Consider the following 22,817-nt stretch of genomic DNA (forward strand, 5'->3'; position numbering starts at 1 on the left):
ATCACCTGTGTGTACCATTGGAGATCATCATGGCAGCGTCAAGCCAATCCCGAACCGGTAGAAAATTCCTTTTTCTCGGTCTTGGGATAATAGTTTTCGTTGCCATTTACACTGCGGGCTGGTTTTACGCCGCGCACAGACTTCAGGAAACCGTTATTCGCACACTGGCCCCCGGCGGTTCTGCCGGCGTCACCGGTGAGTGCCGCGATATCGCCTTCAGGGGTTACCCCTTCCGCATCGGCTTATTCTGCTCCAAGGTCGATGTCCAGAATACCCGCAACGACATGACCGCCTCCTTTGGCGCGCTTCGCTCGGCAGCGCAGCTTTATGCGCCCGGCCACATCGTCTGGGAACTGGATTCGCCAGCCACCATCAAGACCGGCCATGGCCTCGACATTTCCGCGCAATGGACCAGCCTTCAATCCAGCCTCGTGACGAAGCTGAAAGGCATTGACCGCACATCGCTGGTTATCGACGGGCTGAAGGCAACCGCCGTGTCCTCGGTCACCAGCCAGACAATCGATTTCGATGCCGCCAAGACGGAGGTTCACCTGCGCCAGAATGGTCCAGACCTCGATGGTGCCGTGACGCTGACCGACGCATCCACGGTCATCAAGGACTGGCCACAGCTTCTGCCGCGTCTGAATGCGATTGCCGATGTGACGCTTGCCGGCAAGGCTGGCATGATCGACGGCAGTGATCGCACCGGACTATATGGTGCCAGCGGTGAATTGCGTCGTGTCATGCTGGATATCGGAGATGGTCGCACCATGCGCATCACGGGCCCGTTCTCCTTCGATGATCAGGGCTATCTCTCGGGCCAGTTCAAGCTGGAGATCGAAAAGCTGGGGGACTGGGCCAACAATGCCAAACAGGCCTTCCCGCAACTGCGCTCGACAATCGACACCGCGCGCAAACTGCTCGGCGCTTTGGCCGGGGGCGGCGATAGAACCTCGGTCGATCTGGTGGTCGATCGCGGTCGTGCCACCGTCAGCGGCTTCATTCCACTCGGAAAGATACCGCCGATCTGATGTTGAGCGCGGAACGAAGGCCTCGGCCTTCGTTCCCCATTTTTTGAAGCAGATTACTTCTTCTGATCCAGCGTATGGCGTCCGAAGTCGGGCGCATCAACGTCCTGCCTTGCCTGAACGATGGAACGGCGGATGGTGCGCGTGCGGGTGAAGAGTTCGAACAGCTTGTCGCCCTCTCCCCAGCGAATGGCCCGCTGTAGATAGGCCAAATCCTCGGAGAAACGCGCCAGCATTTCCAGAATGGCATCCTTGTTGTGCAGGCAGATATCCCGCCACATGGTGGGGTCGGATGCGGCCAGACGAGTGAAGTCACGGAAACCGGACGCGGAATATTTGATGACTTCCGATTCCGTCACCGTGCCAAGGTCATCCGCTGTGCCGACGATATTGTACGCAATGATGTGCGGCAGATGCGAAACGATGGCCAGAACCTTGTCGTGGTGCTCCGGCTCCATCTCATCGACGCGTGAACCGAGCTTTTCCCAGAACGCCTTGAGCTTGCCGAGTGCTATCGCATCCGTGCCCGGCAAAGGCGTGAAGATGCACCAACGGTCATGAAACAGGCCTTCAAAACCGGCGTCGGGGCCGGATTTTTCCGTACCCGCCAGCGGATGGCCCGGAATGAAGTGGACATTCTCAGGCATATGCGGTGCCATCTGGGCAATCACCGATGCCTTGGTAGAGCCCACATCGGTCACGATAGAACCGGCTTTGAGATGCGGCGCGATCTGCTGTGCCACGCTTTCGGACGCGCCGACCGGCACGGACACGATCACCAGATCGGCATCCTTCACCGCATCCGCTGCGGAGACGGTATAGGACGTTCCGAGCTTAAGCTCTTCTGCCCGCTTCAGCGTCGCTTCGCTACGCGTAGAAATCACCACCTCGCGGGCGAGCCCCAATGCCTTGATATCGCGCGCGATGGATGAGCCAATCAGGCCAATGCCGATCAGGGCAATGCGTTCAAACAAAATATTGCTCATTACGCCTGCCCCATAAATTCGGTGAGAGCAGCGATAACGCCGAGATTTGCTTCTTCCGAGCCGACCGTCATGCGCAGCGCGTTGGCAAAACCATAACCGCGCACGGCACGCAGAATATAGCCACGGCGCGTCAAAAATTCGTCAGCATCAGCTGCACGCTTTCCATCGACCTCGGGGAAATGAATAAGGACGAAATTGGCAACCGACGGTGTGACGGTGAGACCAAGTTCGGTGAATGCGCTGATTAGCCTTTCGGACCATTCGAGATTATGCGCCACAGCCTGCTGCATGAACGCCTGATCACGTATCGCAGCTGCACCGGCAGCGATGGCGGGCGCATTCATGTTGAAAGGTCCGCGCACACGGTTCAGCGCATCGATAATGGCGGCAGGACCATACATCCAGCCAACACGCAGCGCCGCCAGACCGTAAACCTTTGAGAAGGTGCGTGTCATGACGACATTGGCGTTGCCGGAAACGAGTTCAAGCCCTGCCTCGTAATCGTTCTTGCGAACATATTCTGCATAGGCAGCATCCAACACCAGCAAGACATGCTTGGGCAGGCTTGCCTGCAAACGACGGATTTCCGAAACCGGTACATAGGTTCCTGTCGGGTTGCCGGGATTGGCGATGAAGACCATTTTGGTCTTTGATGTCACGGCGGCCAGAATTGCATCCACATCAACGACGCAATCCTTCTCCTTGACGGTAATGGCCGAGGCACCTGCGCCCATGATCTGGATTTTGTAAACTAGAAACCCATGTTCGGTGATGATCGCCTCATCATCTGCACCCAGATAGACGTGGCAAAGCAGGCCCAGCAGCTCATCCGAACCGTTGCCGCAAATGATATTGGCAATATTCAACCCATGAACATCGGCAATGGCCTGACGCAGCGCGGTTGCCTGCCCATCCGGATAGATTTGCAGATTGGAAGCGGCGGCCTTGAAGGCCTCTATGGCTTTCGGGCTTGCACCGAGCGGCGTTTCATTGGAGGAGAGCTTATAGACCTTGGCGACACCTTCCGCGTGCTCCTTACCCGGAACGTAAGCGGCGATATCCAGAATACCTGGACGCGGAACAGGTTGGTTAAGCTCTGCACTCATTTCATCGACCTTCGGAAAAACGCCAGTGACCCGGCAAGACAATGCCGCAGGCATTAGACCGGAATGTGCTATTTGTCGAGTGTCAGCGAGGCTTTCCCGGTTCCGTCGACGTCCTTGTGGTTGGAACACCCTGAGGCGCTAAAACCGGAACGAAAACGCGGCGTGACGCCCTCTGGCTGACGGGCAAGCCCTGATAGAGCCGCTTCTGCGCTTCCACGATAATCACACCGGAAAAAACCGGCCACAGCTTGCGGCCTGTCGTTTCCAGATACCGCCGAAACCGCAGGATGGACCGCACCTTCGAGGGCGGAAAAAACAGCGCTTCAGCCGTGGCACCGGGGGTAAAGTTCGTTTCGCGCAGAAGCGATGTCAGCTGGCTGCGGGAATAGGGGCGACCGGAACCGAAAGGCGTGTGTTCCATTCGCGCCCAAACGCCGCGCCGGTTCGGCACCACGATCACCAGCCGCCCACCGGGGGCCAGAACCCGCCAGAACTCTTTCAAAGTCTCGCGCGGATTTTCCGCGAATTCCAGCGAATGGACCATCAAAACCCGGTCAATCGAGGAATCGGGCAGCGGCAATTCCTCATCGAAAACAAGCGCCGTCGATGAAAGTTCGCCAGCCGGCCAATTCACCGCCCCCTGCCCGGCGGGCATGAAAGCGAAGGTCCGCTCGGTGTCACGCCGAAAACGCTCCAGAAACGGCACCACATAGCCGACACCCACCAGCCGCTCGTCCGGCAAGGGAGGCCAAAGCGTCGATAGCGCCATGGTAATCGCCTGCTCGGCGGAGCGGCCAAGCGGAGAATGGTAAAATTCGCGCAGATCGACAATATCGGTGTTCATGGTCAGAATGTAGCAGTCCCCGGTTGGACTTCAAGGCTGACGGGTCTACATAGAACATAGTCATGGTCTGAAAGCGCGAAGATGGAGAGGAAACATGAAGCCGTTGGAAATAGAGGTCTTTTCTTGTCGCAGCGATAATTTCGGCGTTCTGCTGCATGATAGCGAAACTGGCGTCACCATTTCGATAGACGCGCCCGAGGAAGCCCCCATCATCGATGCGCTCAACCGACGCGGATGGACGCTGACCCATATTTTCACCACGCATCATCACATGGATCACGTCGAGGCCAATCTTTCGCTGAAGGAAAAATTCGGCTGCGAAATCCATGGACCTTATGAAGAGGCAGTCGCTATACCCGGGCTGGATAAATCTGCCGCTGATGGCGACGAGTTCGAACTTGCCGGACGCCGCGTGCAGATCATCGCCACGCCCGGCCACACCGCCGGACACATCTGCTATTATCTGCCGGATGACGCCCTGCTGTTTGCCGCCGACACGCTGTTTGCCATGGGCTGTGGCCGCCTGTTCGAACGTCCCGCTGCCGACATGTGGCAATCCTTCCAGAAACTCATGGCGCTTCCCGACGAGACCAAGGTCTATTTCGGCCACGAATATACGCTCTCCAACGCCCGTTTCGCTTTGACAGTCGATCCAGACAACGCCGCGCTTCAGCAACGCGCGCGCGAAGTGGAAGACCTGCGGAGCCGGGGAGAGTTCACCATTCCCACGACAATCGGCCTTGAGAAACAGACAAACCCTTACATGCGCGTGGCCGATGCCAGCATCCGCGCCCATCTCAACCTTGAGAGTGCAACGGATGCGGACGTGTTTGCGGAAATCAGAACCCGCAAGGACAATTTCTGATGGCTGGCAGCGTCCTGTCCGCTGAGGCTATCATTGCTGAACTGAAACTGGAGCCGCACCCGGAAGGCGGCTTTTACCGCCAGACCTTTCGCGATGCACCAGATGGTGGACGCGGCCATTCCACAGCCATCTATTATCTGCTGGAGAAGGGCCAACGCTCTCACTGGCACCGGGTCATCGACGCTGCCGAAATCTGGCACCATTATGCCGGTGCGCCGCTTGCGCTGCACTTGAGCATGGATGGGAAATCCGTGGAGACGGTGAAGCTCGGCCCTTCCCTCTTCGACGGAGAAAGACCGCAGGCTATCGTCCCCGCCAATTGCTGGCAGGCCGCCGAAAGCCTTGGCGATTTCACGCTCGTCGGCTGCTCCGTGTCACCGGGCTTCGTCTTTGAAAGCTTCGTCATGGCAGAGCCCGGCTGGTCACCGGGCTGAACGCGCCAGTCTACCCACCGTATTTGGTTGCGGTAATGTAGACCTGCCCCACCTTGGTCGGGATACGTGCATAAACCGGCGCATAGACATCCATATTGCTTGCCTTGGCAAACCAGATTTCCATGGAAATCGACTTCAGATATTCGATGTCCTTGCGACCCTTGCGGAAGCCGGACTTCGGCACGTAGCGCGCGTTGCAAACGATTGCGTCACCGGTAAATCCATTGGTCGCGAAAGGCTTGGTGCCGCCGGAGCTCAAGACCAGATCCAGACGTGATTCCCCGTCATAGATCGGCAGGCGGCTGGGGCAGATGCGGCCACCAACGGGAAAGATCAGCCCCGAAATCGGATCGAGCACCGAGCGCAGATCGCGGTCCTTCACATCGACCCAATTATCGGGCCGCGTTTTCGGCGCGGGATCAACCGTCGTGGAGGTTACATTACCGTTGCGGTACTGCACATCATAAGTGCGGGTACGCTTGCCATCCTTGTAAACCAGCGAATATTCGTTGGCCTGCATGCGGTTTCCACGCTTGGCACCGGAGACATTTGTGCGCCCGGAAATATCCTTCAGCACGCTGGCGATGCCTGCGGAACTGAACGAGCCCGAGATGGAATAGGTCGTGCCTTCCATGCGAGTCGAAAAATTCGCGCGCGCAATGGGCAGAAGACCCAGATTGATGCTGTATTCGCTATCGTGGCGTGTTTCCGCGGCCATGGCTGGCGACAGGCTTGCAAGCGTGATGGCAAGGGCTGCGAAAAACCTTTGTGCTTTGACATTCATTCAGGTAACACCTCGACAGACAGGAAAAGCTGCCCTCTGCCGCGATGATATACGCCGACTTATGGCAATAAAAAAGCAGAGTGACGTGGAAAACCGGCGAAATCGCTCACAAAAAAGAGCGAGCGGCTTGACTGGAAGTTCCTGTCTGACTATAGAACCGCAACTTTCCAATCATTGCCAGTTGGATTGCTCACCGGATTTTGCCGGGTAGCGAGCCGTTGGTGAAACAGACGATAACAAATAGGTGTACCCATGTCCCGTGTATGCGAATTGACCGGCAAGGGCGTCCAGACGGGCAACAACGTCAGCCACGCCAACAACAGAACCAAGCGCCGGTTCCTTCCGAACCTCTGCCAGGTTACGTTGATCTCCGATTCTCTCGGCCAGCGCTTCCGTCTGCGCGTTTCTGCAGCTGCTCTGCGTTCCGTTGAGCATCGTGGTGGCCTCGACGCGTTCCTGCTGAAGGCCAGCGAAAACGACCTTTCGATGCGCGCTCGTCTGCTGCGTCGTCAGATCGCAAAGAAGACTGTTGAAGCCGCTTAATAGCCGTTTCAATATCACGTACTTTCAGAAGGCTTGACTGGCAGCTGCCGCTCAAGCCTTTTGCTTGTTTTAATTTGGCTCGAACTGGTGGCATCACCCAGGATAAAAAAATGCCCTACCTGCGCTCTACCCTCATTTACGTTCTCCTGATGACCCTCGTTGTCGTCGCATCGAACATTCTCGTTCAGCACCCGCTTTCCGGAACCTTGTTCGGCATCAATCTCGGCGATCTGCTGACCTGGGGTGCGTTCACATATCCCATCGCCTTTCTGATCACCGATCTGACCAACCGGCAATTCGGGCCATCCATCGCCCGCCGAGTCGTGCTGGCAGGCTTCGTCGTCGGCGTGACGCTGTCTTTCTGGACATCCATACCGCGCATCGCGATTGCGTCAGGCACCGCCTATCTCATCGGTCAATTGCTGGATATCTCGGTCTTCAATCGCCTGCGCCGTCAAAGCTGGTGGCGGGCACCGCTGGCTGGCTCCATGCTCGGCTCAGTGCTGGATACCGCCCTGTTCTTCTCGATTGCCTTTGCGGCCACCTTCTCCTTCGTCGGTCCCAATGATGCTTTCGCCATCGAACAGGCGCCGATCCTCGGGATTTTCGCAAGCGAGGCTCCGCGCTGGATTTCTTGGGCCCTGGGCGATCTCTCCGTAAAGGTGCTTGTAGGCATCGTCATGCTGCTGCCCTACGGCGCATTGATGAACACGCTAAAGCCAATGCCACCTGCCAAGGCGCAGTAACGGGCGAGAGCTGAAATTTAGGCGGGAATATCGGATGCGAATCGAGACGTTTTTAAAGTCAAAACGAGCATTCGCCATACCGCCCAACCTCAGATTAAGCTATAACTGAAATACACCTGTGATTCCTTCTACCGACCCGTTGCGGTCGCCTGAAGTTTACGGCAATCATGCGTTAAGTTTTACGTTTTTGGAGTCTTGCATCATCATGAAAAAGTCACCCAATTCGACCGATATACATGTTGGCTCACGGATTCGGCTGCGCCGCGTGATGCTGGGCCTCAGCCAGGAAAAGCTTGGCGACGGGCTGGGCATTACTTTCCAGCAGGTCCAGAAATACGAGAAGGGCACGAACCGGGTTGGCGCAAGCCGCCTGCAGCACATTTCGGAATTGCTGGATGTTCACATCTCCTACTTCTTCGAAGGTGGACCTGATGCGACCGAGGACAAAGCCCTCGCCGTTCCAAGCGTGCTGTCGCAGTTCATGAACTCGAAGGAAGGCGTGTCGCTCGCAAAGGCATTCTCGGCCATCGAAGACAGCCGTGTCCGTCGTCGCGTTCTGGAACTGGTTCAGTCCCTGGGCGGCAGCGCTTCAGCCGAGACACAGAAGAACACAGAAACCTCCGTATCCACGACACATTGACCGATATGCCATTCAGACTGGCTACATGGTATATCTTTCAACGCCGCCGCGTTCACGAAGGTAATGAGTAATCATGCAGCTCGAAAACCACCGGGCGTGTTCTGCGGGCGAAACCTTGGAAAGGGTTTCGCCTTTTCTTCGTCGCCTCGGCATTACACGGCTCGCCCGGCAGACTGATCTGGATGATATCGGCATCGCCGTTTGGTGCGCTTATGCGCCCAATGCTAAGGCTATCGTCATTGCCCAGGGCAAAGGGATGGATGACGATGCGGCCAAAACATCGGCCGTCATGGAGGCAATCGAACGCTCGGTTGCTACCAATCCCGCCTGCGTCTTGCGTGTCACCAGCAGGCTGAAGCTCGAGGAAGAAGGACAGATTGTCCATACGCTCGATAGCCTGCTTTCCCCTCATGCAAAAGCTTTGGCACCGACGGAAGATTTGAACTGGGTCCGCGCCGACCATCTTCTGACCGATAAATCCTTATGGTTGCCCTATGATGCGGTCCATCTTGACCGCACTGTCTCATCGCCACGTTATTGGCAATCTTCCGATGGGCTTGCCTCCGGTAATACGAGGGAAGAGGCTCTGTTGCATGGCTTGCTGGAACGGGTGGAGCGCGATGCGCTGACCCTGTGGCAGGTAACCCCCGCAGCCAAACGATACAGATCAGCCATTTACGCCAAGACAATCACCCAGCCCGCCCTTCGCGAAGCTCTGGACAAGATAGATCGTGCCGGTCTCGATATCGTGCTGTTCGATATCACCACGGACTTGGCGATACCCTGCATCGTCGCGCTTCTGGGTCCGAAAAACCGCACAAATCCACGCGCCATCCGCCATGTCGATATAACGCTCGGCGCTGGCGCCTCCACCATGCCCGAAGTCGCTGCCATGAGGGCCATCACAGAGGCTGTGCAATCTCGAATGACATTCATTGCCGGGGCCAGAGACGATCTTTTGCCGGATATTTTTTCACAAAGCGCGGAGATCGCATCGGTCGAAGCGTTGAATGCAGAAGCCTGCAAGGACCTGAACGATCTTCCTTCGCTGGATTCGACATCAACAAAAGCCTCGCTTCAAACTGTTCTGACCCGTCTGGAAAATTGCGGCATCCACGAACTGTTCGCGGTCAATCTCTCGCCTGAATGGCTGCCCGCCTCCGTTGTCAAGGTCATCGCGCCGCAGCTTGAAAATCCGGACGGCGACCGCCATCGCCGCTTCGGCAGCCGCGCACTTTCCAAGGCTTTGTAATGAAGATCGTCTTTGTCGGGCCGAGCTTGCCGAACGCTCAAGATTTCGCCGCGCCGGACATCGAACTGCGTCCACCCGCCTGTCAGGGAGATGTCATGCGAGCCTTGGCAGATGGCGCAACCGCCATTGGCTTGATCGACGGCCAGTTCGCCATGGCGGCCCCCGTCTGGCACAAGGAATTGCTGTTTGCCCTGTCGAAAGACATTCCCGTTTTCGGTGCCGCCAGCATGGGCGCATTGCGGGCTGCGGAATGCTCGGCCTTTGGTATGATCGGCATCGGCAAAATCTTCGAGGATTTCGCCTCTGGTAAACGTGTTGATGATGCGGATGTCGCCCTGACCTATGGCCCCGCCGAGCTTGGATATCCGGCCTTGAGCATTCCGCTTGTGAATGTAGACGCCACCATCGATAAAATATCCGATCTCGAATTGTTAAGCGAAGCCAATTGCCAGACATTACGAGATGCGGCCCGCAAGATTTTCTTCAAAAGGCGCAGCTGGAAGAGCATCGCAGAGCTGTCCGGTATCGAATTCGAGGTGCTAAAACCTATTCTTGCAACGTGCCAGGTCGATCAGAAAAAGCTGGACGCGATAGCACTCTTGCAAGTGATGCAGCGAGAGTTGCCGCTGAGAAACGTAAGAGACTGGGAATTCAACGCGACGCCACTATTTCGGCAGATGTACCTATAGTTTCCGCATAAAGCGAATATGATTTTATCGAAATCTAGCACTGCGTGTGCAACGCTTTTGCAACGCGCTAAATGCAACGTCTGCGCATAGGATGACTCATCGCAACCGAAATTTGATGAGCTTACCGATGACATCCATTCATACTGACGCCCAGATCAATGAACGCCAGGAAGATTTCCTCACCCTCATCAACATGCTGACCTACGCAGAAGGCGTAGCAGAATCACTGGGTGCCCCTTCCGCCAGCTGGTATATCGACGTCGCCAAACAGGCTCTTCAGTCTGCCTTGAGCAGCGAAATGGAAATTGAACTTTCCAACGCTGAGATCGTCAATCTGGCCTCTGTTCGCGCCGGTCACTGCTGATTATTATTTCTTTTCAAGAAATCTCCCACGCCAGGATGAGGTTTACTCCTTATTCTGGCGTTTCTTTGCGTAGCATCTGGATGATGGCGGAAAAGTCGTTTGGCCCAGCCCCGGCATCGCTGAAGCGTTGATAAAGGGCCGCGGCCTCATGGCCAAGTGGTGTTTGCGCCCCTGCCATTTTGGCCGCATCTTGCGACAGCAGCAGATCCTTCAGCATCAACACCGTGGCGAAACCAGGCTGATAATCCTGATTGGCAGGCGAGGATGGAACGGGGCCCGGCACCGGGCAATAGGTCGTCAGGGACCAACATTGGCCTGACGAAACCGACGCGACCTCGAACAGCGACTGTTGCGAAAGGCCAAGCTTCTCCGCCAGTACAAAGGCTTCCGAAACGGCAATCATCGATATCCCGAGGATCATATTGTTGCAAATCTTAGCGGCCTGCCCCATCGACGCGCCGCCACAATGCACGATCCGCTTGCCCATAATCTGCAAGATAGATTCCGCCTTAGCGTAGGTTTCGGCTTCGCCACCAACCATGAAGGTCAAGGTGCCGGCCTGTGCGCCCGTGGTTCCGCCCGATACGGGCGCATCCAGTGACGGGCAGCCTTTCTCCTTGGCCATTTCATGCGCATTCCGGGAGCTTTCAATATCGATGGTCGAGCAGTCGATCAGCAACGTTCCTGATGGTACGAGATGCACGAGTTCGCTCCAGACGGCCATCACATGTTTGCCCGCGGGCAGCATGGTGATAACGACATCGCAGCCTTGCACAGCCTCTTCCATCGAGCCGCAGGCGACGACACCACGCCCTGCGGCTTCGGCTAGCAACTCATCCACCAGATCAAAGCCTCGGACCGTGTGCCCGGCTTTGACGAGATTGGCGGCCATGGGCCCGCCCATATGACCAAGACCGATAAATACGATGGATGTCATGTCCGCCTCCCTCCTAAACCCTGCCACGCCTAACCATGCAGACCATGGCCTAGCGCCTTGAACGCCGCTTCCTGAAATGCCTCGCTTCGCGTCGGGTGTGTGTGGATCGTGCCCGCAATGTCTTCGAGGCGAGCGCCCATTTCGACAGCGAGAGAAAATGCGCCAGACAGTTCGGAGGCACCAGAACCAACCGCCTGTATGCCCAGCACGAGATGATTATCCGCGCGCGCGACAATTCGCACGAAACCGCCTTCATCCCCCATGGTCATGGCCCGACCATTGGCACTGAACGGAAATTGCCCGACTGTCACTTCGTTACCCTGCGCTCTCGCTTCGGCAGGCGAAAGACCGACACTGACCACTTCCGGATCTGTAAAACAGACAGCCGGAATGCAACGCTTGTCCCACACGCGCTTTGCGCCGGACACAATCTCGGCCACCATCTCACCCTGAGCCGAAGCGTGATGCGCCAGCATCGGCTCACCCGTAACATCGCCTATGGCAAACACACCGCGCATGGAGGTGCGGCAGCCTTCATCGATGCGAATGAAGCGTCCTGCCATATCGAGACCAAGTTCTTCGAGGCCAAGCCCATCCGTGCGCGGTCTTCTGCCGACCGTCACCAGAAGCTTGTCGGCGGGCAGCGTTTGTTGTTTCCCATCGGGATCAGCAATCACCAACCCCTCGTTATCGACGCCTTTGGCTTTCATATTCGTCAGCACGGTCACGCCGAGTTCCGAAAGCCGCTTTGCGACCGGCTTCACTAGATCGGCATCATATTGCGGAAGAATTTGCCCGGTCGCCTCCACAATCGTGACGTCCGAGCCCATTTTGGCAAAGGCCGTTCCCAGTTCGAGCCCGATATAGCCGCCACCGACGACAACCAGCCTGCGCGGCACCTCTTGCAATGAAAGTGCCTCTGCCGAGGAAAGCACATCGCCGCCGAAGGGCAGATCAGGCAGCTCCATCGGTGCTGACCCGGTGGCAATGACAATGTTTTCCGCCCGCACGATTTGCGAGCCCGTTTCGGTTTCGACCAGCACGGTTTTACCGTCGCGAAATCTTGCCGTGCCTTCCAGCACCTTCACCCTGGCCTTTTGCAGCAGGCCCACGATGCCGTTGTTCAGGCGGCTGACAATTCCGCTTTTCCACAGCATCGTCTCGGCCAGATCAAGTGTCGGCTGTTGTACCCGAATGCCGAACAGGGCCTTCTCCCCGGCCATCTGACGAACCTTATGAAACTCTTCGCCCGCATGAATCAGCGCCTTTGACGGAATGCAGCCGACATTGAGGCATGTGCCGCCAGACTTTGCCTGTTCAACGATCACAGTATCGATACCGTGTTGCCCCGCGCGAATGGCGCAGACATAACCACCCGGTCCCGCGCCAATGATGAGAAGTCTGCAATTTATCTCTTTCATGTCGGCCTCAGCTTTCAATGAAAATCAGGGCTGGCGTTTCGAGCAGCGCTTTGATGCGCTGAATGAAATTCGCCGCATCCCAGCCATCGACAATGCGGTGATCGAAGCTGGAAGACAGGTTCATCATCTTGCGTGGAATGAACTGGCTGCCATCCCAAACCGGCCGCGTCACGATCTTGTTCACGCCAATGATCGCCACCTCGGGGTGATTGATGACGGGCGTCGAGGCAATTCCGCCCATGGCACCCAGCGAACTGACGGTGATGGTGGAGCCGGACAGTTCCTCCCGTTGCGCGCTGCCGTTGCGGGCGGCATCGGCAACGCGGGCAAGTTCGGTTGCGCAGTCCCATATGCCCCGCGCCTCGGCGTGGCGTAAGACAGGAACGACAAGCCCCGCCGGTGTCTGGGTTGCGATGCCGATATGGACGGCGCTGTAACGGCTGATCACACCCGCCGCATCATCAAACGTCGCATTCATCGCCGGTAGCTCAGCAACAGTTTTGACGATTGCCTGCATCAGAAACGGCAAAATCGTCAGCTTGGGTTGCTCCGGCTTGCGACCGACATTCATCTTCGCCCGCAATTCCTCGAGATCGCTGACATCCACCTCCTCGACATAGGTAATGTGCGGAATGCGCGAGACGGACAGTGCCATCTTCTCCGCGATTTTTCGCCGCAAGCCAGTGATCTTGATCTCTTCGACCGCTGTCTTTCTGGCGGGTCCGGCAGGTTTCGCTTCAAGCGCACCGGAGCCTGAAAATGCGTCAATATCCTCATGTATGATCCGGCCTGCCGGACCGCTGCCTTGCACCTGGCGAAGGTCAATCCCCGCGTCCAGAGCCCGGCGACGAACGGCGGGTGAGGCCAGAGGTTTTTGCGCGGATAGCGTTGCAGAGCCGAAAGCCTGCTGAGCCGTTGGAATTGCGGCCTTCAACGGTTCAGCAATTGGTGCAGCGGCAGGCTTCTCCGGCTCCGCTGTCTTTTCCGCTGCAGCAGTCTCATCACTGCCCTCCGTTTCAATGCGCACCAATGGCGCCTTGACGGCAACCGTTTCCCCCACCTCCACGGCGATCCATGTCACCATGCCAGCCACGGGCGCAGGTATCTCAATCGTCGCCTTATCCGTCATCACGGCGGCGAGTACCATGTCCTCGCGCACCGGATCGCCCGGTTTCACATGCCATTCCACCACTTCGGCTTCCGCGACGCCTTCACCCACGTCAGGCATTTTCAGAACATATTCCGTCATGCTCACGCCTCCATCAGTTCGGTCAGCGCGCGGCCAACGCGGGCGGGGCCGGGGAAATAATCCCATTCCTGCGCATGCGGATAAGGTGTGTCCCAACCGGCGACGCGGATGACCGGTGCTTCCAAATGGTAAAAGCAATGTTCCTGCACCAGCGAAACAACCTCAGCACCGAAACCTGAGGTCAACGTCGCTTCATGCACCATCAGACAGCGACCCGTTTTGGAGACGGATTGCACAATCGTATCGAGATCAAGCGGAAGCAAGCTGCGTAGATCGATCACCTCGGCATCGATACCCGTCTCTTCGGCGGCGGCCAGCGCCACATGCACCATTGTGCCATAAGCGATGACGGTAACCTGAGCGCCTGCCCGGCGGATTTCCGCCTTGCCGATGGGGATCGTGTAATGCTCTTCCGGCACCTCCCCCAGATCATGCTTGGACCATGGAATGACTGGCCGATCATGGTGACCGTCGAAGGGGCCGTTGTAGAGCCGCTTCGGCTCCAGAAACATCACCGGGTCCGGATCTTCGATGGCAGAGATCAGCAGACCCTTGGCATCGTAAGGATTGGAGGGCACAACGACTTTCAGCCCGCAAACATGGGTGAAAAGCGCTTCCGGGCTCTGGCTGTGTGTCTGCCCGCCAAAAATGCCACCGCCCGTCGGCATACGAATGACGATGGGGCAGGTGAAATCGCCATTGGAGCGATAACGGATGCGTGCCGCTTCCTGCGTGATCTGATCATAAGCCGGGTACATATAATCCGCGAACTGGATTTCGATGCAAGGTTTCAGCCCATAAGCCGCCATCCCGATGGCGGTACCGACGATGCCGGATTCGCTGATCGGCGCATCGAAGCAACGCGTCCTGCCATATTTGGCCTGAAGCCCCTGGGTCGCGCGAAACACACCGCCAAAATAACCGACATCTTCGCCAAACACGACGACATCGTCATCCCGGCCCATCGAGACATCCATGGCGCTGCGCACCGCTTCGATCATGGTCATTCTGCTCATGTCAGTACCCTGCCTTCTGGCGCTGGCGGCGAATATGGGGCGGCATTTCGGCGTAGACGCCTTCGAAAATATCTCGAACGGAAGGTTTGCCCCCGGCATGCAGCGTGCCATGGCTTTCCGCCTCCTTCTGTGCCTCGATCACCTCATCCATGATTTCGGCTTCCGCCTGTTCATGCCGCTCTTCAGACCAGACACCGCGAACGATGAGATGGTTTTTCAGCCGCAGAATAGGATCGCCCAGCGGCCAAGCCTCGGATTCCGTCTTCGGGCGGTAGGCACTTGGATCATCGGAGGTGGAATGTGCGCCCGCGCGGTAGGTGACATATTCCACCAGCGTCGGCCCCAGATTGCGCCGCGCGCGCTCCAACGCCCACTTCGCCACCGCATGGACAGCCAGGTAATCATTGCCATCGACACGCAGTGCCGGAATGCCGAAGCCAAGGCCACGCGCAGCAAAAGTGCCCGATCCACCCCGGGCAATGCCCTGAAAGGTGGAAATGGCCCATTGGTTGTTGACGATGTTGAGAACGATGGGTGCCTTATAGGTAGAGGCAAAGACCAGCGCCGAATGAAAGTCCGATTCCGCCGTCGAACCATCACCGATCCACGCCGCCGCGATCTTGGTATCACCCTTGATGGCGGATGCCATGGCCCAGCCCACGGCCTGCACATATTGCGTGGCCAGATTGCCGGAGACCGTGAAGAACCCATGTTCCTTGGAGGAGTGTAGAACCGGCATCTGCCGCCCATGCAGCGGGTCTTTTTCGTTGGAGAAAATCTGGTTCATCATGGTGACGAGCGGGTAATCGTCGGCGATCAGAAGCCCGGCCTGCCGGTAGGTCGGAAAGTTCATGTCACCCTTGGACAGCGCCTTTCGGAAGGCGCAACTGACCGCTTCTTCGCCCAGATGCTGCATATAGAAGGATGTCTTGCCCTGCCGCTGCGCCATCAGCATACGGGCATCAAACGCTCTCAGCCGCATCATATTGCGCAGCCCGACCAGAAGCTCGTCATCCGAAAGCGTGCCCGCCCATGGCCCGACGGCTTCCCCGTGGCGGTTCAGAACCCGGATAATCGAGTAAGCGAGATCGCGCATTGTCTCGGGCGCGGCATCTACCTCCGGTCTCGGCACGGCACCGGCTGCGGGTATTTTGACATTGGAGAAATCCGGCTGCCCACCGGGCCGCACCGCAGGTTCCGGCACATGCAGGCTCAAAGGCGTGGTTTCCGTCATCGCTGTCCGCTCCTCCTCAGAACATCCGCCTCCTCAAGCGGTCGACAAACTTCATAAATTGCGCGCGATCACCATCCGCTGCACATCGCTCGTTCCTTCGTAAATCTGGCAAATCCGCACATCGCGATAGATACGCTCGAGCGGGTAATCGGCCATGTAGCCGTAACCGCCGTGAATCTGGATGGCGTCGGAACAGACCCGTTCGGCCATTTCGGATGCAAAGAGCTTGGCCATGGAAGCCTGCATGAGACAGGGCTCGCCCGCCTCCTTCAAAGCAGCGGCGTGTAAAACCAATTGCCGCGCCGCCTCGATCTGCGTTGCCATATCCGCAAGCCGGAAGGCCACGGCCTGATGTTCGCCAATCGGCTTTCCAAAAGCCTTTCGTTCCCCGGCGTAGTCCTTTGCAGCTTCGAAAGCCGCCCGCGCCATGCCAACGGCTTGCGCCGCAATGCCAATGCGCCCGCCCTCGAGATTGGCAAGCGCGATCCTGTATCCCTCGCCCTCTTCACCCAATCGCAACGCAGAGGAAACGCGCATATCCGTAAAGGCAATCTGACAGGTATCGGAGGAATGAAGCCCCAGCTTTTCCTCCACCCTCACCACCTCATAGCCAGTCGTATCCGTTGGAACGATGAAGGCCGTTATGCCCTTCTTGCCCGCGTCCGGGTCCGTCACAGCAAAAACTATGATGACATTGCCGTTTTTGCCTGACGTGATGAATTGTTTCGAACCGTTGATGACGTAATCGTCCCCATCGCGCACGGCGCGCGTTTTGAGATTGGAAGCATCCGATCCGGCCTGCGGCTCCGTCAGTGCAAAACCGCCGATCCATTCGCCGCTGCTGAGCTTCGGCAGGAAACGCTGCTTTTGAGCCTCTGACCCGAATTTCAGAATCGGCACACAGCCGACCGAATTGTGCACGCTCATGATCGTGGAACAGGCACCATCGGCAACGGCAATTTCCTCCAGCGCCAAAGCATAGGCAACCGCACCGGTGTCAGAGCCGCCATAATCTTCCGAAACCAGCATGCCGAGAAAGCCCAGCTGCCCCATGTCCTGCAATTCGTCGCGTGGAAAGCGGCTTTGCTTGTCCCGCTCGGCAGCGCCGGGCGACAAGCGTTCCTGCGCGAAGGACCGCGCCATATCTCTGATCTGTTGCTGGGATTCGCTCAGGATCATGCTGCCTCCCAAACGAAGGCTGGCGTGACATTGCCGATAGCAATGCTGTCTGATGCAGTCACTTTCCACCTCCTTGGAAAGAGCCCTGATGTCGCACCCACCCTCCTCCAAGGGTCAATGCGTGGCAACGCTTGAACGCCCGCCATTCATGAACGGTAACACCACAAGGACGAGGATACAAAGCCAATTTGATTGACATTTATTGCCAATAACGTAGGTTTGATCCAACATTCTCCAAAACATTAGATCAATTGATCCAATATGGAACTCGACAGCTTCGATCAGAAAATTCTGCATGTTTTAGGCGAAGATGGCCGCATCAGCTGGCGCGATCTCGCCGACCGCATCGGGCTGTCTTTTTCGCCGACATTGCGGCGCGTGCGCAAGCTGGAAGAGCAAGGCATCATCAGAGGCTATACCGCCGTTTTCGATGAAAACCGCCTGCTCGGCACCATGGGCGTTTTCATTTCCGTCACGCTGGAACGGCAGATTAAGGATGCACTCGTCACCTTCGAACACAGCGTCGCCTCCATGCCGGAGGTGGTCGGGGGATATCAGACCAGCGGCAGCTCGGATTATCTGATCCACGCCATGGTACGGGATTTGCCACACTATCAGCAGCTGCTGGATTTTCTGACGACAGTACCCGGCGTCGCGCGCATCCAGACCAACTTTGCAACGAAAACCTTCGTCAGACGATCTGCGGCTTTTACGGGTGAACCGTAAACCCTATCGAGATGGTGGAAACTGCATCGCAATCGCCCTGACCTCATCAGCCCAGGCGTGACGCGCTTCGGCGGTCGTAAGATTGTGATCGGCGTTGGCAATGTAAACGATGCGCGGATTGCCATAGCGGCTGGTCAGCAGCCGACCACGCGGGCCGAAATTCGTCTCCAGCATTGCAGCCCCGACATCGCCATCCGTGTAGACGATCGACATGCGCGTATCATTGGCAGCAATCGCAGTAAAATCCCGAGACAGCTGATGGAAACGGGCAGACAGAAACGGGAAACGCACCATGATCGGCGTCGTGAAGGACACGACTTTGCTGACGATCATGGCCCAGAGATTGACGATACCGTTTCTGACGCGAACTTCCCCACTCAAAACCCTGCGCCAGAACTTGCCGGACATCAGCTTCGCGCCATAGCTTGAAAGAGGCTGGCGCGAAGAAATCAGCAATGCTTCGACGTCAGCATCGTCAGGGATATAAAAATCAAACACATTGACCGGCACGACACCACTGAAGCGTTTGTCTCTCACCCCACTTCGAAATGCCGCCCAACCGCCGCTGCATCGCCCGGTGGCGACCACGGGAAAGAGGTTCCGCTCTTCCAGAAAGTCCATGGCGTCGTCTATATCCGCCATTTGCCCATCGCCATAGATGATCTGATCCGGCTGACCGGGCACAGGCGGGCTATCGGCAATATTGGCCATGTCGAAACGCAGGCTGGCGATTCCAGATTTTGCCAGATCTCTGCAAAGTCGGGCGGTAATGCGACCCCAGCCAGAGGCACGCTCATAACCCGTTGGCAGCACCAGCACGGTCGCACCGGTACGCGGTCCCGTCGGCTCTGACAAGACGCCATAGAGGCGGTTTTCCTCACCGAAGCGAACCGGCGTTTCCTTGAAGCCCAAGCCTTCCAGCGCCGCAGGCAACGGAACCCGCCGCTTGGCTTGAAGTTCTGGCGTAACTGGGCCTCGCCCGGCAATGCCACTGGCCCAATCGGCCAGAGTTTCAATGGCGGCCGTGGGCGGGACGGAAAACAGGACATCGCGGATAAAGCGATCATATCCTTCAAACAGCAGAGACCGGGTCGTTACACCCAATGTCTGGATATGCTCTGCAAACTCCGCATCCGCGTGGCGGTTTTCCTGTTGCAGCAACAGAATATCAGGTGCAGGCGCACGGGTGGCGGACGCTATGGTCAGCTTTCGCAATCCGGCAGCCACCGGGTCGGGAATGATCTGCTCGCCCATGGCTGGGCCAGCCGAGGTTGTCATGGGCAGCGCGCCTTGATTGGCGATGCGGCTCAAGGCCACGAATTCGCGTAGCCAATGGCGACCGGATAGCGCAGGCGCTGCCAGTGCCAGACCTGAAACATCGTCCATCGCCTCTGCCACGCGCCATGCCAAAGCACCGCCAATGCCATGGCCGATCAGCAGAACCCGTTCCGCGCCCGACAATTCCTTCAGCGTATTTGCGGCGACCCTTGTCGTGTCGAGCCAGACATCGAGGCCCGTGCTGTAATCTGGATGGTCAAGCGCATCGCCCGTACCGGGATAATCGAAACGCATGCTCGCCATGCCCCGCTTCGACAATTCGACTGCGAGCCTTTGCCAGAACTTGCGTGCGCAGAGTTCTTCAAAACCCCATGAGCCGACAAAAAGAACAGCCGTATTCGTTGCTGGCGACACGCCTTCCAGCTGAGACAGATTTCCGAATGCGATGGAGTCAGCAGGCCGGAAAAGGCCAACCGTATCTGCAAAGGTAACGGGATAGTCAGCAGCGATTTGCGCGCTATGTCCCTTCATCTGATGCAGACCAAAACCGGCATTCATATTCCACCCTCCAATGGATGCTCCAAGTAAAAACAACGCAACAATGCGCCACCCAGGTTAAGTAATCTTGAAAACCTGCTCTCAATAATGACACGTTATTATCTGCTCAAACAATGATCAGGCTGAATCTACATTCCTGGCAGCAAGTGCTGTTTCCAGAATGCCATTAAGCCGCTGGTAATAATGGGAGACTTCCGATGTTCCCTGAAAGCCCACAATGCCCGGAAAATGTGTGTCCCGTTCCAGCCACCAGCGCTCATGCCCGATGGAAAGCGCTTTTTCCAAAGTCTCGACAAGAGAGTTCTCCCGGTCGGGATCGTAACACCAGCCCGTTCCCAGGTCGCGCAAAATCTCCGGCGTACCGCCGCGCTCCGTTCCGATGACAGGCACGCCGTAGGTCGCCGCCTCCATCAGGATCAGGCTTTGCGGCTCGTGCCAGCGTGATGGCACGACCACGACATCCGCGATCTTATAGACCTCTTCCGGCGGCACAAAACCAAGGAACTGGATGGGGGCGTTTCCGACCAGTGATTTCAAATGTCGGACATAGTCTTCACGACCGCGCCCGGCAATCAGCAACGTCGCGGGCTCAGGGTGCGATTGTTTCAAGAATGCCCGAATCAAATCCTCGACACCCTTTTCCTCAGCCAGAGCGCCCAGATATCCAAATGTGAAACGCTCGCTCGTACCGCTTTTACGACCAACCATTGGCGCGTGAAACAGCGTCTCGCTGCGATTGGCGTTCAAAAGCACATGCCAATCGGCTTTCGGCAGCACACCATTGCGCAAAAATCTCTGGCGCAGCGCATCGCTGACCGAAATGGCTGTCACGCCTTCGCCATCGCTGGATTTGATGCGAGCGGTCAGAACGCGACATTCCAGACATGGCTTTTCGCAATTGCCGGAACTGCGGAACATGCTCGATTTCGGGCACAGCAGGGCATAATCATGCAGATGCAGACAGAGCGGAATGTTGAGCGCGCTGGTAGCCTCGAAAATAGCGGGCTGCATGCGTGCGGAATTATGGGCGTAAACGAGGTCAACCTTCTCGCGCAGCAGCAGATCCTTGACCTCTTTTGCAGATGTCGCACCCAATGCGCTGCGAATATGCCATGCCAGTTTGCCAAGCTTGCTGACCGCCGGTTTGCGTGGACCCGGCAGATAGCTATTGTGCCAGTTGACGCGCAGAACCCTGATGCCATCGCTATTGATGCTCTCACCCGGAGGCGCAACCTTGTCGCCCTCAAGGCCCAGGGAAAGAATGATGACATCGTGATAGCGCGCTAGCTCTGCCGCGCACATGCGTGCCACGATCTCTGCACCGCCCTCCTCCTGGGGAGCAAATGTCTGTGCGACGATACAGATTTTCATGGGTTTCGTTTCTTCTCCATCACGCACTCATCATCCGGCGGGGCCGGGAGTGACGCTGATCTCATATTATTTCAGCAAGTGTAAACATAGCATCAAAGATCGGAGACAGCTTTCAGCAAGGCGCTTGCACTTCTGTCCCAGGAAAATGCCGCCGCCCTTGCATGTCCGCGCGCAATCATCTCACCACGCAGATCGGGATTTGCGGTCAAATGATCAATAGCCTTGACGATGTCCTGAGCATCTTTGGGGTCGAAATAAATGGCCGCGTCGCCACAGACTTCACGCGCCGGCTCGATATTGGAGGACAGAACCGAACAGCCGAGGAACATCGCCTCCAGCGGCGGAATTCCAAATCCTTCATAGAGACTGGGAAACAGCAACGCCCCGGCATGGGCATAAAGCGCAACGATTTCCTCGTCGGACAGGCGACCGGTAAAGACGACCCGCTCGTTTTTCGGGCGTCCAGCCTCCGCATCCCCCTTGAAAACACTGGCGGCTGCGGCCCCAACGACTACGAATTGCGGCGCTCTCTGACCCATCATGTCGATGGCCTCGACACCGCGCAGAATATTCTTGTTCGGCGTCGGAGAGCCGACAAACAGCAGATAGGTGTTCAGCGTCAGACCAAGACGATGCAGCACCGTCTCATCCGGCGTAATGGATGCCATGTGCTCACAGCTGTTGGGAATGATCGAAACGTTTTTTGCACCGATGGTCTGCGCCAGTTCCCGCCGCGAAAATTCCGACACGGTCGCAATCCGGCCGCGACGTGCCAGAATTTTCCCAAGCGCGCCGTGCACCATACGGTAGGCAGCTGAGAAATTCTCCGGCGTGCGAAAAATCATCGCATCATGAATGACCGTCAAGCTTTTGCCATGCAGAACAGGACCGCTATTGCAGAGATTGACCAGCCTGCCTTTGCGGGAAGCAGCAAAAAGCTGGGTCTGCTCCCAAAGATGTCCAGACAGGGTACCCACATGCTGCTGTTTGATCGAAGAAAGCTGCATATCCAGCACAGCACCCTTCGGCGCCAACAGAACCCATTCATCCGTGCTTTGGGTGGAAACCAAGTGCCGGTCGAGCGCCTTGACGATCTCTCGCGCAAACCGCTGAACACCGCTGGTCTTCTGAGTCAAAAACCGGCCATTGATGAAATTCGTCATGCGATTTTTCGTCTCTCAACGCGCTCCACACCCACCGAGACATCGTTGAAATAGGTCACAGTCCCACCGGGTATCGTCTCAAAAACGCGCAGAATCATCATGATCCACCTCATTCACAGCATCGCATCGAATGACGACCTGCCATTTCGCAAATAACTTAAATCGTAAATTCCTTAATCAAGATGGAACAGAAGGAGCGAAATATTCTTCCCCCTATGTAATTTCGCAAGCAGCGTGGACACAACATTAAGAGTGTTTCGAAGTTCTGCGCTCCGCTCATTCTATTGTGATGGGACGTCTCAAGACTATGATTTTTGCTGTGCTGCCATTCAATATATTTAAATAGTTGAGCGGGCATAAGTACGGGTAAGCAAAAACACGACGCATTTCGCGGAAAAAGGGAA

The 22,817-nt window shown here is 56.9% G+C and carries 23 protein-coding genes; 10 read left to right on the forward strand and 13 right to left on the reverse strand.

The annotated features are described in order from the left end of the window. Positions 1-29 precede the first annotated feature (29 nt). On the forward strand, positions 30-1,031 hold the full coding sequence (locus AC27VJ_RS08855; protein ID WP_488683703.1) for a DUF2125 domain-containing protein: 1,002 nt from the start codon (positions 30-32) through the stop codon (positions 1,029-1,031). 53 nt (positions 1,032-1,084) lie between these two features. Here the strand turns inward: AC27VJ_RS08855 and AC27VJ_RS08860 are convergent, their stop codons facing one another. The 3 genes from AC27VJ_RS08860 to AC27VJ_RS08870 all read right to left on the reverse strand — a co-directional run bounded on the left by AC27VJ_RS08860 (position 1,085) and on the right by AC27VJ_RS08870 (position 3,964). Further along, positions 1,085-2,014 (reverse strand): prephenate/arogenate dehydrogenase family protein, encoded by a 930-nt coding sequence (locus tag AC27VJ_RS08860; protein WP_488683704.1) that lies wholly within the window; start codon positions 2,012-2,014, stop codon positions 1,085-1,087. Then, positions 2,014-3,120 (reverse strand): histidinol-phosphate transaminase, encoded by a 1,107-nt coding sequence (gene hisC, locus AC27VJ_RS08865; protein WP_488683705.1) that lies wholly within the window; start codon positions 3,118-3,120, stop codon positions 2,014-2,016. Before hisC ends, AC27VJ_RS08860 begins: the two co-directional genes overlap by 1 nt. An 82-nt stretch (positions 3,121-3,202) precedes the next feature. Then, complete coding sequence (locus AC27VJ_RS08870) at positions 3,203-3,964, reverse strand: class I SAM-dependent methyltransferase (RefSeq protein WP_488683706.1); 762 nt, start codon at positions 3,962-3,964, stop codon at positions 3,203-3,205. Between the two features lie 94 nt (positions 3,965-4,058). Between AC27VJ_RS08870 and gloB the strand changes: the two genes are divergently transcribed. Then, the gene (gene gloB, locus AC27VJ_RS08875) at positions 4,059-4,829 is read left to right on the forward strand and encodes a hydroxyacylglutathione hydrolase (RefSeq protein ID WP_488683707.1); all 771 of its coding nucleotides are present in this window, start codon (positions 4,059-4,061) and stop codon (positions 4,827-4,829) included. Further along, on the forward strand, positions 4,829-5,263 hold the full coding sequence (locus AC27VJ_RS08880; protein ID WP_488683708.1) for a cupin domain-containing protein: 435 nt from the start codon (positions 4,829-4,831) through the stop codon (positions 5,261-5,263). Before gloB ends, AC27VJ_RS08880 begins: the two co-directional genes overlap by 1 nt. Positions 5,264-5,273: 10 nt before the next feature. Here AC27VJ_RS08880 and AC27VJ_RS08885 read toward each other — a convergent pair whose 3' ends face one another. After that, entirely contained in the window at positions 5,274-6,047 is a 774-nt protein-coding gene (locus AC27VJ_RS08885; protein WP_353577195.1) for a DUF3108 domain-containing protein, read from the reverse strand. Between the two features lie 252 nt (positions 6,048-6,299). On the opposite strand from AC27VJ_RS08885, the gene rpmB reads away from it, so the two are divergent. From rpmB to AC27VJ_RS08915, 6 genes are all read left to right on the forward strand, one after another. Further along, entirely contained in the window at positions 6,300-6,590 is a 291-nt protein-coding gene (gene rpmB, locus AC27VJ_RS08890) for a 50S ribosomal protein L28 (protein WP_353577196.1), read from the forward strand. A gap of 110 nt (positions 6,591-6,700) precedes the next feature. Continuing rightward, a complete protein-coding gene (locus AC27VJ_RS08895) occupies positions 6,701-7,336 on the forward strand; it encodes a queuosine precursor transporter (protein WP_488683709.1) in 636 nt (211 codons plus the stop codon). A gap of 205 nt (positions 7,337-7,541) precedes the next feature. Next, complete coding sequence (locus AC27VJ_RS08900; protein WP_113086835.1) at positions 7,542-7,976, forward strand: helix-turn-helix domain-containing protein; 435 nt, start codon at positions 7,542-7,544, stop codon at positions 7,974-7,976. A gap of 73 nt (positions 7,977-8,049) precedes the next feature. Continuing rightward, positions 8,050-9,228, forward strand: a complete 1,179-nt coding sequence (locus AC27VJ_RS08905; RefSeq protein WP_488683710.1) for a YcaO-like family protein — start codon at positions 8,050-8,052, stop codon at positions 9,226-9,228. Continuing rightward, entirely contained in the window at positions 9,228-9,917 is a 690-nt protein-coding gene (locus tag AC27VJ_RS08910; RefSeq protein WP_488683711.1) for a TfuA-like protein, read from the forward strand. The genes AC27VJ_RS08905 and AC27VJ_RS08910 overlap by 1 nt, the downstream gene beginning before the upstream one ends. Positions 9,918-10,044: 127 nt before the next feature. Next, entirely contained in the window at positions 10,045-10,281 is a 237-nt protein-coding gene (locus tag AC27VJ_RS08915) for a hypothetical protein (protein ID WP_113086720.1), read from the forward strand. Between the two features lie 49 nt (positions 10,282-10,330). Here the strand turns inward: AC27VJ_RS08915 and mmsB are convergent, their stop codons facing one another. The 6 genes from mmsB to AC27VJ_RS08945 are packed head-to-tail and all read right to left on the reverse strand — an operon-like array spanning position 10,331 to position 17,317. Next, on the reverse strand, positions 10,331-11,218 hold the full coding sequence (gene mmsB / locus AC27VJ_RS08920) for a 3-hydroxyisobutyrate dehydrogenase (protein WP_488683713.1): 888 nt from the start codon (positions 11,216-11,218) through the stop codon (positions 10,331-10,333). Between the two features lie 29 nt (positions 11,219-11,247). Further along, positions 11,248-12,639 (reverse strand): dihydrolipoyl dehydrogenase, encoded by a 1,392-nt coding sequence (gene lpdA, locus AC27VJ_RS08925; protein WP_488683714.1) that lies wholly within the window; start codon positions 12,637-12,639, stop codon positions 11,248-11,250. 7 nt (positions 12,640-12,646) lie between these two features. Continuing rightward, positions 12,647-13,888: a dihydrolipoamide acetyltransferase family protein gene (locus AC27VJ_RS08930; RefSeq protein WP_488683715.1), complete on the reverse strand. Its 1,242-nt coding sequence runs from the start codon at positions 13,886-13,888 to the stop codon at positions 12,647-12,649. A 2-nt stretch (positions 13,889-13,890) separates the two neighbouring features. Then, positions 13,891-14,904 (reverse strand): alpha-ketoacid dehydrogenase subunit beta, encoded by a 1,014-nt coding sequence (locus AC27VJ_RS08935; RefSeq protein WP_488683716.1) that lies wholly within the window; start codon positions 14,902-14,904, stop codon positions 13,891-13,893. 1 nt (position 14,905) lies between these two features. Further along, complete coding sequence (locus tag AC27VJ_RS08940; RefSeq protein WP_488683717.1) at positions 14,906-16,138, reverse strand: 3-methyl-2-oxobutanoate dehydrogenase (2-methylpropanoyl-transferring) subunit alpha; 1,233 nt, start codon at positions 16,136-16,138, stop codon at positions 14,906-14,908. 51 nt (positions 16,139-16,189) lie between these two features. Next, positions 16,190-17,317 (reverse strand): acyl-CoA dehydrogenase family protein, encoded by a 1,128-nt coding sequence (locus tag AC27VJ_RS08945; protein WP_488683718.1) that lies wholly within the window; start codon positions 17,315-17,317, stop codon positions 16,190-16,192. A gap of 261 nt (positions 17,318-17,578) precedes the next feature. Here AC27VJ_RS08945 and AC27VJ_RS08950 point away from each other — a divergent pair, with 261 nt between their 5' ends. Beyond that, positions 17,579-18,043 (forward strand): Lrp/AsnC family transcriptional regulator, encoded by a 465-nt coding sequence (locus AC27VJ_RS08950; RefSeq protein WP_113086727.1) that lies wholly within the window; start codon positions 17,579-17,581, stop codon positions 18,041-18,043. Positions 18,044-18,046: 3 nt separating this feature from the next. On the opposite strand, the gene AC27VJ_RS08955 is transcribed toward AC27VJ_RS08950, so the two are convergent. The 3 genes from AC27VJ_RS08955 to AC27VJ_RS08965 form a co-directional block, all read right to left on the reverse strand. Then, entirely contained in the window at positions 18,047-19,879 is a 1,833-nt protein-coding gene (locus tag AC27VJ_RS08955; protein ID WP_488683719.1) for an alpha/beta fold hydrolase, read from the reverse strand. Positions 19,880-19,996: 117 nt separating this feature from the next. Continuing rightward, on the reverse strand, positions 19,997-21,250 hold the full coding sequence (locus AC27VJ_RS08960; protein WP_488683720.1) for a glycosyltransferase: 1,254 nt from the start codon (positions 21,248-21,250) through the stop codon (positions 19,997-19,999). Between the two features lie 92 nt (positions 21,251-21,342). Then, positions 21,343-22,413: a glycosyltransferase family 4 protein gene (locus AC27VJ_RS08965; protein ID WP_488683721.1), complete on the reverse strand. Its 1,071-nt coding sequence runs from the start codon at positions 22,411-22,413 to the stop codon at positions 21,343-21,345. Positions 22,414-22,817 lie beyond the last annotated feature (404 nt).

The organism is Agrobacterium sp. 20P9.1.2 (assembly GCF_057799395.1).